The organism is Salmonella sp. SSDFZ54, from assembly GCF_004010735.1.
GTDB classification, from domain to species: Bacteria; Pseudomonadota; Gammaproteobacteria; order Enterobacterales; family Enterobacteriaceae; genus Salmonella; species Salmonella enterica.
On the sequence record NZ_CP034819.1, the window covers coordinates 1,877,946 to 1,890,363 of the forward strand.

At 51.7% G+C, this 12,418-nt stretch carries 12 protein-coding genes; all 12 read right to left on the bottom strand.

Annotated elements, in window-relative coordinates; translation table 11 throughout:
* Nucleotides 1-9: 9 nt before the first annotated feature.
* A complete protein-coding gene (locus EOS97_RS09395) occupies nt 10-870 on the bottom strand; it encodes a class II aldolase (RefSeq protein WP_001131797.1) in 861 nt (286 codons plus the stop codon).
* A 62-nt stretch (nt 871-932) separates the two neighbouring features.
* Entirely contained in the window at nt 933-2,417 is a 1,485-nt protein-coding gene (locus tag EOS97_RS09400; RefSeq protein WP_001113559.1) for an L-fuculokinase, read from the bottom strand.
* Nucleotides 2,410-3,768 (bottom strand): PTS galactitol transporter subunit IIC, encoded by a 1,359-nt coding sequence (locus EOS97_RS09405; RefSeq protein ID WP_000997824.1) that lies wholly within the window; start codon nt 3,766-3,768, stop codon nt 2,410-2,412. Before EOS97_RS09405 ends, EOS97_RS09400 begins: the two co-directional genes overlap by 8 nt.
* Nucleotides 3,769-3,843: 75 nt before the next feature.
* Nucleotides 3,844-4,131: a PTS sugar transporter subunit IIB gene (locus EOS97_RS09410; RefSeq protein ID WP_000041396.1), complete on the bottom strand. Its 288-nt coding sequence runs from the start codon at nt 4,129-4,131 to the stop codon at nt 3,844-3,846.
* The gene (locus tag EOS97_RS09415; RefSeq protein ID WP_001152237.1) at nt 4,128-4,601 is read right to left on the bottom strand and encodes a PTS sugar transporter subunit IIA; all 474 of its coding nucleotides are present in this window, start codon (nt 4,599-4,601) and stop codon (nt 4,128-4,130) included. The genes EOS97_RS09410 and EOS97_RS09415 overlap by 4 nt, the downstream gene beginning before the upstream one ends.
* Before the next feature lie 17 nt (nt 4,602-4,618).
* Nucleotides 4,619-5,362, bottom strand: a complete 744-nt coding sequence (locus EOS97_RS09420; protein WP_000854956.1) for a GntR family transcriptional regulator — start codon at nt 5,360-5,362, stop codon at nt 4,619-4,621.
* 352 nt (nt 5,363-5,714) lie between these two features.
* The gene (locus EOS97_RS09425) at nt 5,715-6,167 is read right to left on the bottom strand and encodes a DUF1198 domain-containing protein (RefSeq protein ID WP_001519640.1); all 453 of its coding nucleotides are present in this window, start codon (nt 6,165-6,167) and stop codon (nt 5,715-5,717) included.
* A gap of 192 nt (nt 6,168-6,359) precedes the next feature.
* Complete coding sequence (uhpT, locus tag EOS97_RS09430) at nt 6,360-7,751, bottom strand: hexose-6-phosphate:phosphate antiporter (RefSeq protein ID WP_000879181.1); 1,392 nt, start codon at nt 7,749-7,751, stop codon at nt 6,360-6,362.
* A gap of 142 nt (nt 7,752-7,893) precedes the next feature.
* Nucleotides 7,894-9,222, bottom strand: a complete 1,329-nt coding sequence (locus tag EOS97_RS09435) for an MFS transporter (protein WP_000948173.1) — start codon at nt 9,220-9,222, stop codon at nt 7,894-7,896.
* A gap of 9 nt (nt 9,223-9,231) precedes the next feature.
* A complete protein-coding gene (gene uhpB, locus EOS97_RS09440; protein WP_001091268.1) occupies nt 9,232-10,734 on the bottom strand; it encodes a signal transduction histidine-protein kinase/phosphatase UhpB in 1,503 nt (500 codons plus the stop codon).
* Nucleotides 10,734-11,324 carry a transcriptional regulator UhpA gene (gene uhpA, locus EOS97_RS09445; RefSeq protein WP_000633672.1) on the bottom strand — a complete coding sequence of 197 codons (591 nt, stop codon included), beginning with the start codon at nt 11,322-11,324 and terminating at the stop codon, nt 10,734-10,736. Before uhpA ends, uhpB begins: the two co-directional genes overlap by 1 nt.
* Before the next feature lie 74 nt (nt 11,325-11,398).
* Nucleotides 11,399-12,412, bottom strand: coding sequence for an aldose 1-epimerase family protein (locus EOS97_RS09450; protein WP_000213203.1), 1,014 nt, complete (start codon nt 12,410-12,412; stop codon nt 11,399-11,401).
* Nucleotides 12,413-12,418 lie beyond the last annotated feature (6 nt).

Below are 12,418 nucleotides of genomic sequence, written 5' to 3' on the forward strand. Positions count from 1 at the left end.
ATATTTTCCTTAAGAGACTTTGCGGAATGCTGAGTGATGTTTATTCATCATCTTAATTTTAGAATAAACATCATCCTCAACTGCCTGTTTTGCGTTCGCCATGACACGCGCCAGATTAGCCTCGTTGTTATTATTTACCCAAGCCTTACCGACAGTAGTAATAAAGGCTTTGCGCAAATCACTCGCAATATTCACTTTGGCTACTTTGTAATTAACAAAGCTGCGAAGAATATCCGCGTCGATACCAGAACCTCCATGAATAACCAAAGGTACCGGACTGACAGACGCGATGCGTTGTAATAGCGGGATATCAATGCGTGGGATATCTTCAAGACCATGTACATTACCAATTGACACTGCCAGCATGTCGCACCCTGTCTCCTCAACAAAGCGCTGAACCTTCTCAGGTTCAGTTTTGCAGTCAGCCTCGCTGACATGATCATCTTCCTTACCCAGAATAGCGCCTAATTCCGCTTCGACGGGAACACCAAATGATTTACAGAAATCGACAGCTTCTCGGGTAAATGCAATATTTTCTTCGAACGGTAGCGCCGCGCCATCAATCATTACTGAGGTAAATCCGGCCCGGACAGCCTGCTTAACATCTTCCAGAGTTTTCCCATGATCCAGATGCAGGCTGACAGGAATATCCATTTTGTCGGCATGTCGCTTAACTATTTCATAAATGTAATCGTAACCTGAAAGCTGTGCATTAGTAGGAGCAATTTGAATAAAATTGGGCAATCCGGAACGTTCTATTGCATTAAGAATGGAAATTGTTGTCTCCAGGTTCGTTGTATTAAATGCCCCCGCAAGGACATGTTTTTCCTGAATACAATTAAGCAGGATCCTACCATTAACTAAAGGCATATTAACTCCAGATATTTATGTGAGCAGTGTAAGTAAATTATCGAACTATTGAGTTATCACAGTTATTCACTAATAAGCGCCCCTTCTTGCCGCAGTTTAAATTGATAAAATGACAGCCATTGCTGCTGATATATTTTCAACTTTGCAGAACGAACCGCGTCAGGAAAATATCGCTCAGCCACAGGAACAGTCGGGGGGACAACATTCGGACAGGCTATCAACAATGCTCCAAGGGAGACGGTTTCATCAAAAGCAATGGCCTCAATTGGACACTGGAGGATGTCAGCCTTCAACTGGAGCCAGTATGGGTTTTTCACCGCAGGGCCAATGACTTTTACTGTCCTGCCCGCCGGGATATTAAAGCACCCATGACAGTGTGCAAACTCCATCGCCAGGCCAATAAAGACACTCTCAAGCAGAGACTCCGGAGGAAGTGAATCCGTCAGCCCAAAAAGCAGGCCACGAGTGTGCCGATTTTTATTTGGCGAACCCGAGCCCCGCAAATGAGGAATAAATACCGGCACATGCTCGACAGACCAGGAAGGTTTGAGGTATTGCTCCATGACTTTTTCCAGGCCTGTGCTTATTTCCTTATCAGTTAAACGAAAGGTTTTTTTCACCCATTCAAGCGCATAACCGCCGACAGGCAGAGAAGCGAAAAGCGTGAAAAATTCACCATCGGAGTAACAACCATTTGCCAGCTTATCCCTGCGAGCCTGCACATCAAGCGTTGGCTGTGTATTCAGCAGTAAAATACCCTCTGTCGTGCCGGTAGAATTCAGCACATCGCCCGGTTGCATCTGTAATGCGCGGGCACCGACCATATGATCGTGTCCAGCGAGTGTGACTTTTACCTCATGAGATAAGCCCAATTCCTCTCTAAGCGTTGCCGTCATCCATCCGGCCACTTCACCTGGCTTTATCAACGGAGCCAGTACACCGAACGGTATGCCGAGAATCCCGGCAGCATTACGAGACCAGGTACGGCGAGCAATGTCCAGACACAACGTTCTACTGGCCAGGGATATTTCCGTCTTTTTCGCACCTGTCATTCGCCACAACAACACTTCTGGTGCATGTAACCAGCAGATATCTTTTCTTTCATGCAAGGAGTAGTTATCAAGTAACCATCTCATTTTAAATGCTGAGTAATTACTGTGAGGTGGCAATCCCGTTATAGAATACAGTTCTTCAGCCTCTGCCTTGCTTAATGACGAGAGATAAGATTCACCACGTCGATCATACCAGGCCAGCATCGGGGTAAGAATGACGCCCTCCTTATCCACAAAGACGCCAGACTCACCGAAACTCGCAATACTGATATTTTTTACCGGAAACGGTACTGAAGCCACCAGTTCAGCCATTACCAGTCGCAGTGCCTGCCACAGCGCTTCGATATCGAAATCTACCTCGCCTTTGTCCGACGATATTGTTGGCGTCGGAAACTTGCGGACTTCCAGAACTGACACGTCATGACAGGAATAACAGCTGACTTTGCAGTTAGTTGTGCCAATGTCAATGACAAGCGCTGCGTGGTAATCAGGCATAGACCGTTCCTTTTGTCAGGCGAAAAACACCATAAATAATCAGCGCAAGCACAGGAATCAGCCCGATAGCAATAATATTTCCGTTGAATATTTCAAGCAGCCAGAAACGGAAGGGGTTACCGCCATCAAGGAAGCTTGATACCTGACCACTTGACCCCTCAGCCATTTTGAAATTGACATCCTTAGCCATACCGGTAATAAATGGCGCAATTTTGGTCGCAATCCACAAGTCGGCGACAATAACAGGAATTGCGGTTATCACAGCCCGGAAAATATTGCCACGACATGCCAGTACAATCATGGAAGCCATGACTGCCAGGTTCGCAAGGTCTCCCAGTGGCAGGACTTTATTGCCAGGAAGAAGGAATGCAATAAAGACAGAGATGGGTGTCAGAATCAGTGCTGTAGATATAATGGCTGGGTTACCTACTGCTACCGCGATATCCAGTCCGATAAAGAGATCATCACGGCCAGGATATTTGGCATTCAAATATTTCTTAATGGCTTCAGACAGAGGTAATAAACCTTCCATCAAAATTCGTACCATACGCGGAAGAATGAACATGACACCGCCAATGCTGATCCCCAGCAACAGGATATGTTTAAAGTCATACCCGGCAATGATGCCCAACAAGACCCCCAGAATAGTACCCACCATCATAGGCTCGCCGAAGATTCCCATTTTTTTCTGAACGTTTTCCGGATCAATATGAATACGGTTAACACCAGGGATCTTGTCGATAATTTTGTCGAACAGCAATCCAATCGGAAAGAAGACGACAGATGACAGGGTCGGAAGTGAAATACCTTCCAGACCGAAGTACTTTGCCACTAATGGCGCAGACCAGTCCGCCAGTTTGAGAACCACGATCGCGGCAATAGCGGCTGCGGACAGACCCAAAACAAAACTCCCTGTGCTGTAGTAAACCAGCGTTCCAGCCAGGGCAAAGTGCCAGTAGTTCCACATGTCGACATCAACAGTACGTGTCTTATTCAGGGCCAGCATGGCGACATTAATCAGCATCGTCAGCGGAATGACAAAGGGTGCGATTGGTGAGCCCCAGGTAATTGCGGCCAATGGTGGCCAGCCTAAATCGACAACAGGAAGGCTAATACCAGTTCGCTCAACCATTGCCTGTGCAGCCGGGCCTACGTTGCTGGTAAGTATGTCAAAGATGGCATAAATTCCGACAAACCCTATTCCGACAATTAACGATGAGCGAAGTGCTTTAGCGGGTTTTACTTTGAAGAACAATGCCAGGAAAAAAAGGACCAGCGGCAATAAAACCGTTGGGCCAAACCCCAGGACATATTGCACAACGGTATAGAGAGTATGTGCTATATCATTCATATCCGACCTCTTATTCAGATGTGACCAGACCTCGCGTTAGCGCCTGGATAATTTATCTGTTTTTTATTTATGAAATCAGGCTTGGCCTTTAAGGATTGAAACTATTTTTTCAAGAACTTTATCTTCACCTACTCCGGTAATGATTGGCAGACCACTAACAACCGGAATATCCAGTTCATAAGGAACTTTCGTTGTTGATACAACCAAAGCTGCACCATCGGTATTGTTTGGCAATGAGGCTACATTAGTTTGGGAATAATTAACATCAAGCCCATTGTCTTTACAATATTCCATTACTTTTTCTGCCACAGCCGTGGAAGTAGCAACACCCGTTGCGCAAACAAATAGTATCATTTTACTCATACTTCACCTCTTTCAGATATGCGTGTGTAAATTGACTGATAAATTTCATCATCATTCATGACCAGTAACTGCTGCATAAAATCCTCATCCTGGATCACATCCATAATCCAACCCAGTACGTTGAGCTGCTTATTGCTTTCACCTAAAGCAAGCATAAACACCACCCTGACAGGTACGGGATCTGGTTCCCCGCCCATATCTTCGAAATTGACGGGTTCTGCCAGTATTCCAACGCTAATGGCGTTTTGGCGAACATACCTGTGATCAGTATGTGGAATAGCGACACCTACAGGCTCAACCGGTAGACCCGTTGGAAAATTCTGTTCTCGCGTAATGACGTGATCGGCAAAATCAGATACAACCATACCATCGTTAATTAACGGACTGGCAAGAGCCTTGATTATGTCATTCTGACTCACCTCTTTAGGGAGGTGGCGAACATAATGACGGCGAAAATGAATATCCTGCATAGATTCCTCTTTGCTAGTCAGGCATCCAGGCGCTGTAAAATAGTGCCAAGATAATATTTATTACCTTTTAACCAGACGTTACCAAAATCAATGGCCAATCCTCTAGAGAAAAATACCAACTGTTCCAAATGCAAAACAGGTGCGTCTTCACCAATATCAAGATAATGGCCTCGCTCATTACCAATTAATTTAGCTGCGTAACGGCTTTCAGAAAAACTTATTTTCTTATCAGATAATCTTTCTATTGCTGAAAATAAATTCTCCCTGGTAAAATCTACATCAATAATACCGGGGCAGAGATCAATGTTGATACGATTTTCAATCAACATGACTTTTTCATCGCCAATACAACGAAGGCGTTTAAGAAATAAAACATCTTGTCCCGGTTTGATACTCAGTTTCTCTGCTACAAAGCGGTTAGCGGGCTCCAGTCGGGAGGTTATAACACTGGTTGTGAAGTTTATCTTCTGGCTGGCTAAGGCTTCAGCAAAGGAGAGCAAACCTTCACCCAGTGGGTAAGCAACATTTTCCTTCTTTACGAAAGTTCCTTTACCCTGCACTTGCACAAGAACACCTTCCCGGACAAGCTGGTCAACCGCTTTTTTAACGGTACCGCGACTCACCTCCAGCATATCCATGATTTGAAACTCTGAAGGTATCCGGTCATCCTCAACTAATTCTCCGCTATAAATACTTTCCCTTATCCACTCCACAACCTGTTGATACAGTGGGATGTGTGAACTTTTACTCAATGTTTTCATGGTGCGCGCCTAAACATTTAGAGTTGTCTATAGACAATCATGTACAACTTCGAGTTTATGATAAGAAATTTTGAGACAGGAGGTATGGCAAGGAGTCACAGTTTTAGTGTTCAAAACAAGATCACATTTCCGTGATATATGTCACGGAAATGATGAGCTATAAGCCTCTGATGTTTTGGCGTCGTTAGCGGTTATTCGGTGCGTTACTTCTGTGGTTCACCCTTAGCAAATACGATGGCGGCTACGCTTTATTTAGTTAACGATGAATCGCGCCACCCGGCCGTTAATCGTGGCTCGCCGCCCTTGCCAGCCTCATTCATCTCGTCTTTTGTTAACGAGATAGTGAAGAGTATCAATGCAGCCAGTGGACACCCTCTTCCGGCTGAAAAAAGGCGTTATAGCGCAGTTGAAACGCGTTGATCTCCTGCATATCGGGTTCCATTTCGCGCAAAAAGCCCAGCGCCAGCCGTACCTGTGTATCGGTGATCGGCGCGGCTAAACGCGCTTTTTGCAGCAAGCGATGCCACCGCTGCAAATTCTGATCGCCGCCATCGACAATCACCATTTGCCAGATCAGTAACACCTGAGCGGCATTTTGCAAATGCGACTCATCAGGGCGATGCAGATACTGTAAAAATTCACCGCCCGCCGTTTTACCCATCTGATCAATCATCGATTCTATCGGTACTACATCAATATTCAGCCGTTCGCTCAGGCGGCGAATCGCCCGGCGGGTATCCGATGTCAGCACCCGAAAACCCACAATAAACACCACCACAAACGTGGCCAGAATCAACCAAATCATGCGCACATCCGTCACCAAACAGGATGCCCATCATAACGGTAAATTTATAACTGTCGACGTTCTGGCCTGTCAGGATGTGATTTATTAACGCCTGTCTTCATTCACGCCAGACGCCGGATGTCCTGTCTGACGAACGCAAGGCATAAAAAAGCCCGGCGTTAAGCCGGGCAAAACGTTACCAAATGCACACATTTAAGCGATATTGACTTGCTGAATTTTTTTCTCACGGCGGATCTTGCGCTCTTCCATCACGGCGACCATCGCCATCAGGCAGATACAGCCGATCGCGGCGGCGTCCAGCGCGGCGAAGGTGCCCGCCCAGCCGGTCAGACCAAAAACGGGGGTGCCGTCGGCAATCATGCCCAGACCCAGCTTGGCAAAGCTATCGCCGATAAGATAAGCGAAGGTTCCCTTGATACCGTCCGCAGCGCCGATGGCTTTTTTCGGTACGAAACCGACAGCCGCCACGCCAATTAATAGCTGCGGCCCAAACACCAGGAAACCGAGCGCGAACAGCGAGGCCAGATAGACATACTGGTTGCTGGCGTGCTGGTAGACGCCGAGGGTGGCGATGATTAACGCCAGCGCCACACAGGCTACCAGCGCGCGACGACCGTTCGCCAGGTCAGAGAGCCAGCCCCACAGCAACGTGCCGACCAGCGCGCCCACTTCAAACAAGGTAAAGCCCTGAATCGCCACCTCTTTAGAAAGTTTCAGTTCCTGGAAGGCGTAGACGGTTGACCACTGGTCGATACCAATACGTACCACATACAGGAAGATATTGGAGAAGCACAGCAGCCAGATCACTTTGTTTTTCAATACATATTCAACAAAGATCTGCCACTTGGTCATTTCGTTTTCTTCAGTCTCTTTGTCCTCTTCGCTGATCTCTTCGCCGAACAGTTCTTCAGCTTTGCCCAGACCGTAAGATTCCGGGGAGTCGCTGCCAAAACGCAGACCGATAAAGCCAACAATCAGCGCGATAATCGACGGGAAGATAAACATGCCGATGACGTGACCGTCGAACAGGTAGTTGGCGCCGAACAGCGCCACGCCTGCCGCGCCCGCGCCGCCGAGGTTGTGGGAGATATTCCAGAAGCCGAGAAAGGTGCCGCGTTTACGACGCGGAGTCCATTTGGTGATGGTCGAGTAGCTGCACGATCCGCCGGTACTCTGGAAGAAACCGCTCAGGGCATAGAAAGCGATCATCAGAAACAGACTGGTTGACCCCGCGCCCATGCTGGCGCTGAAGCCGAGCATACAGATAGCGGAGAGGATCAACATAAACGGTAGAAACTGCTTGGTATTTTTACCGTCAGCGTAGTAGGAAACCAGCGTTTTCCCCACGCCATAGGTGATCGAGAAGCCCAGGCCAATCATCCCCAGCTCGGTCATGCTCAACCCGTAGGTTGAGATCATGTCGTTCTGCGCGATGTTAAAGTTTTTGCGGATCAGGTACATGGTCAGGTAGCCGATAAAAACCACCAGATAGGACTGCATGAACGGCTTGAACCACATTTTACGCCGCACATCGAGCGGCAGATCCAGGGTCGGCTTGCGCACCTGGTTTAAGAAGGCCAGCATGGATTACTCCTGAGCTAATTTTTATACCTGCGAATGGCAGGCATTGTAAAAATCCACAGGAAAAGGGGCCTGCGACAGCGTCCAGGCAAAACCGGGAAAATTTCTTAGTTTTGCCCCATTCAGCGCAAAAAGGTGAGGTGCATCACGCTTCGTGGGTCTCGCGCGGGGCCTGAGCGTTCAGAAATGGCAGCAGCAATAGCGCGGAGATCCCCGCCGCGATGGCGATAACCGCAAAAAAACCGGTCCAGTGCCAGATCTCCAGCACTTTCGCTAACGGCCAGCCGGAAAGCGACGCGCCGAGATAGGCGAACAGGCCGACAAAGCCGGTGGCCGCGCCCGCCGCCTCTTTATGCGAGCACTCTGCCGCCGCCATGCCAATGAGCATCTGCGGGCCGAAGACAAAGAAACCGGTGGTGAAGAAACAGGCCGCCTGCATCACGTAGCTGGCGAACGGCATCAGCCACAGCGACCCCACAGAGAGCAAAATCCCGGCGGCGAAGATTAAATTCATCGGTCCGCGGTTACCGTTGAAGAGTTTGTCCGAGCCCCAGCCCGCCACCAGCGCGCCGATAAATCCACCCAGTTCAAACATCGATACTGCCGTGTTGGCCGTGACCAAATCTACGCCCAGCGTCTCGGACATATACAGGTTGCCCCAGTCGTTGATCGCCGCGCGCACCACGTACACTAAGACATAACACAACGAAAGCAGCCAGATATAGGGATTCAACAGCACATATTTAGCGAGGATTTCTTTGCGACTTAGCCCCGCGCCCTCTTGCTGTTGGGCGACCTCCAGCGCATCGTGCCGCCAGTCGCCTACCGGCGGTAAACCAATCGCCTGCGGACGGTCGCGCAGCCGCCAGCAGAGGACCATGCCCACCCCGATGGCAAGCAATCCGGCCACCATCATCCCGACGCGCCAGCCATAATGCAGGGCGACAGCGGCCATAACGAGAGGGATCAGCGCCCCGCCGACATTATGCGCGGTGTTCCATAACGCCCACCAGCCGCCGCGCTCGGTACGCGAGTACCAGGCAGTCAGCAAACGGGCGCAAACCGGCGATCCAAACCCCTGGAAAAAGGCGTTCAGCGCCCATAGCAGCGCAAAGGCCCACAGCGAGGTCGAGAAGCCGAACAGAATATTCACTACGCCGGTCGCAATCAGCCCGATGCCCATAAAATAGCGAGCGTTAGAGCGATCGCTAACGATGCCGGAGACAAATTTCGACACCCCGTAGGTGATGTAAAATAGCGTCGCCAGCAGGCCGATATCGCTGCGGGTCAGAATGCCGCTGGCAAGGATTTCCGGCGCGGCGGCGTTAAAGCTTTTACGGGTGAAATAGAACAGCGCGTAACCCAACCAAATGGTGATCAGGATATGCCGCCGCCAGTAGCGATAGCGGGCGTCAACCTCGTGCTTATCGGTGATGAGCGGCGCGTTGGCCGGGGCTTTTAAAAACGAAAGCATTATCCTTCCTTAAACGTAACGCTGGGGCAACGAGACGCTCACCCGCGTACCGTGGGTACAAGAGATAGTTAGCGTCCCGCCGAGCGCCGACACGCGTTCGCGCATTCCGGTCAGGCCAAAGCCCTGCTGCTGAGAGCCCGGCGGCAGGCCGCTGCCGTCATCCTCAATCACCAGCATCAGCCGCTCATCCTGCTGCCAGCCCTGGAGTGTCACCGCGCTGGCATTGGCATGTTTTACGATGTTATTCAGCCCTTCCTGACAGACGCGAAACAGCGTCACGCGCTGACTTTCACTCAGCGCCGTTTCGTCAATTCGCCAGTCGAGGTGGCTGACAATACCGCGGCTTTCCAGCTCCATTTCGCGCAGCAGCGAACGGATGGCCTGCGCCAGCGTTAAGTCGTCTAGCTGGCGCGGGCGCAAGCGCCCCAGCAGGCGACGCACGGCGTCATACACGCCCAGCGAAAGCTGCTCGATAAGTTGCCCGCTCTGCTTCACGCCGCCGTTATCCGCCGCCAGTCGTTGCACAATGCCCGCCTGGGTTCGAATCGCGGTGATGGTCTGCCCGATGTCATCGTGCAGCTCACGTGCAACATCGCGCCGCACGCTCTCTTCGGTCTCCAGAAGACGCTCCGCCAGCCGATGGTTGCGCGCCAGCTCCTTTTGCAACGACTGGTTCAGCTCGCGCAGGCGCTGAATGCCCGCGCCAAGCAGTAGCCCGGTCAGGCTTTGCGCCAACAGCGAAAGTAATAAATCGACGGGATGATCGTGCCAGGTCTGGCTGGCGATCAGCGCGATAGCATTCATCAGCGTGGCAATGAGCGCGCCCTGCCAGCCATAATGCCAGGCGAGCGCGATAATCGGCAACGCCAGGCAAAACGGCGTAAAGCGCGAAAGTTCAGCAGGTAAACCCAGTTGCAGCCACAGACTGACGATAAACAGCAGCAGATACCAGATCAGATGCCGCCCGCGCCAGTTTACCGGCTGCGATACCAGCGATGGTCCCAGCGGCAGCCAGGTAGTGCTGGTGAGATAGTGCCAGAAAACCAGGCAGATGGGGGCCAGCGTCAGACCACCCGTGAGGGTCAGCAGTAGCGCGTTCCATGCCGCTTCTCCCTGCCCCAGCCAGGGCAGGGATTGCAGTAGCGCCGCGGCGGTGAGGGCCGCGCCCTGAAGCAATAACGTGCGCCAGTCGCGCTGATGGCGGTAACGTGAGGTTAGCGCCACGGGCAGTAGCGTCAACACACCACCGATCATCAAAAGCGGCAGATGGGCCAGCGCAACTTCCTGCGCTAACCAGTACACCAGCAGCCACTCCGCGCCCAGCAATACTGGCCAGTATCCGCGCTGGCATTGCAGCATAAGTCCCAGGCGCAGGCCGAAGGGAAAGAGTAGCGCCGCCAGCTCCGGGCGCTCTACCAGATGCAGGCTGATGCTCCACAGGCAGAACCACGCGGCGGAGAAAATAAAAAAGCAGGCAACAACGGTGATTAAACGGGAAAAAAAGGTGTTCATTACCAACCGTCAAACATGCGATGCGCCAGTTCAACGTCATTGCTGACGCCTAATTTTTCCAGCAGATTCGCGCGATGGACATGCACCGTTTTTGGCGACAGCCCCAGCTCGGCGGCAATCTCTTTTACCGCCATACCCTGGGCGAGTTTTTCCGCCACCTGACGCTCGCGTTTGGTCAGCGGATCTTGCCGACCCGCCGCCAGTTTCACGGCAATATCGGGGGTCAAATAGCAGCCGCCCGTCGCCACCGTATGCACCGCGGCGATCAGTTCATCCGGACTACAGCGTTTAGAGAGGAAACCGCGCGCGCCGGCGTTCAACGCCTGTTCCACCAGCGCCGGGCTATCGTGAACCGAGAGCATGATCGTCGCCATCCCTTTTGGCAGTTGGCTTAGCAGCTCCAGTCCGGAAATATCCGGCATCGAGATATCGCAGATACACACCTGTACGCCGCGCCCCGGTAAGCCTGCCAACGCTTCGCGCCCGGAACCAAACTCAGCGACCACCTGCAAATCAGGTTCCAGCCCCAGTAGCTGTGCAAAGCCGGAGCGGACGATAAGGTGGTCGTCGATAAGGGCAACGGTGATCATGGATTCTGTCCTGATGGATAAAAAAAACGCGCTTACCTTAACGATAAGCGCGCGGCTGTTCAAGCCTTGAGCGGTCAGACAATGCCTGTCGTGACGGTGAACGTCCGGGTTTGCTGCGGTTCCAGTTGAAGCAAGGTTCCATTTCGTTGCGCCGCGAGAAAACCTTCAGGCCGACAGGTCGCGGGCAGGGCAAAGGCGGCAACCTGCTGATCGCCGTTATAAAGAATCCAGCGGGTCACGTAATTCAGCTCCGCACTGGCGAAACGTGTCACGAACGTGGTGCCATCCGGGGCGATCATACTGAATTCCGGGGTATCCGTGTACCTGTCCAGTTCATCGGCGAAGAACACGATTTCCGGGTCGTAAAAGCCAGGCGCGTTGAGCGTTGCCAGCGAGGCTTCACCCTGCAAAAGTCGTTGATTAAACGCCAGCCACTGCGCCGTGGGTTTGACATGCGCCGGCACCGACTCGCGTAGCTTCAGCGCGGTATCCGGGATATTCTGGCGGAACGTGGCGTTCGGCACATAGGCATAGTTCATGTGGCACATGTACTGTAGCGGCATGGCGACTGAAGCCAGGTTAGTCACTGTCATCTGAATATCAAACAGCGCGCTTGCTTTACGCATTACCACCGCAGGTTGCGCCTGATAATGATGACCGAACCCCATCACATACTCGTAGCGCCCGGTCACGCGCAGACTGTCGCCCTCTAACTCCAGCCAGGCGTCGTCCATGGCAGCGCAGGGCATCTCGCCGTGCAGTGGATGTGTATCTTCCGGCGACGGGCAGCCATTCGCCAATAGTCCGGAATGGAAAGCAAAGCAACCATACGTTGCCACCACTTCCGCTGCCGGCTTCGGCTGGCGGAACATGTTGCGCATAGTCAGGTCATGACCGTCAAACTGCGCGTCCCAAATCATCTGCCCCATCCAGGGCAGAATCACCAGATGACCGCGGCTGTTTTGTATTTTCAGTCCTTCCACGCCGCTGGCGTAACGAAACGCCGTAACCGTAAAATCATCATTTTCCAGCAAGATACGCGGCTGCTCGCTAAAAAGCTCCCGCCATAATGTAATACGTGTTGTCATGGTTGA

Excerpts from the sequence above, each read along its gene's own strand:
- EOS97_RS09450 (WP_000213203.1), bottom strand. The coding sequence starts at position 12,412 with ATGACAACACGTATTACATTATGGCGGGAGCTTTTTAGCGAGCAGCCG.
- EOS97_RS09400 (WP_001113559.1), bottom strand. The coding sequence starts at position 2,417 with ATGCCTGATTACCACGCAGCGCTTGTCATTGACATTGGCACAACTAAC.
- EOS97_RS09405 (WP_000997824.1), bottom strand. The coding sequence starts at position 3,768 with ATGAATGATATAGCACATACTCTCTATACCGTTGTGCAATATGTCCTG.
- EOS97_RS09435 (WP_000948173.1), bottom strand. The coding sequence starts at position 9,222 with ATGCTTTCGTTTTTAAAAGCCCCGGCCAACGCGCCGCTCATCACCGAT.
- uhpB (WP_001091268.1), bottom strand. The coding sequence starts at position 10,734 with ATGAACACCTTTTTTTCCCGTTTAATCACCGTTGTTGCCTGCTTTTTT.
- uhpT (WP_000879181.1), bottom strand. The coding sequence starts at position 7,751 with ATGCTGGCCTTCTTAAACCAGGTGCGCAAGCCGACCCTGGATCTGCCG.
- EOS97_RS09425 (WP_001519640.1), bottom strand. The coding sequence starts at position 6,167 with ATGATTTGGTTGATTCTGGCCACGTTTGTGGTGGTGTTTATTGTGGGT.
- EOS97_RS09415 (WP_001152237.1), bottom strand. The coding sequence starts at position 4,601 with ATGCAGGATATTCATTTTCGCCGTCATTATGTTCGCCACCTCCCTAAA.
- uhpA (WP_000633672.1), bottom strand. The coding sequence starts at position 11,324 with ATGATCACCGTTGCCCTTATCGACGACCACCTTATCGTCCGCTCCGGC.
- EOS97_RS09410 (WP_000041396.1), bottom strand. The coding sequence starts at position 4,131 with ATGAGTAAAATGATACTATTTGTTTGCGCAACGGGTGTTGCTACTTCC.
- EOS97_RS09420 (WP_000854956.1), bottom strand. The coding sequence starts at position 5,362 with ATGAAAACATTGAGTAAAAGTTCACACATCCCACTGTATCAACAGGTT.
- EOS97_RS09395 (WP_001131797.1), bottom strand. The coding sequence starts at position 870 with ATGCCTTTAGTTAATGGTAGGATCCTGCTTAATTGTATTCAGGAAAAA.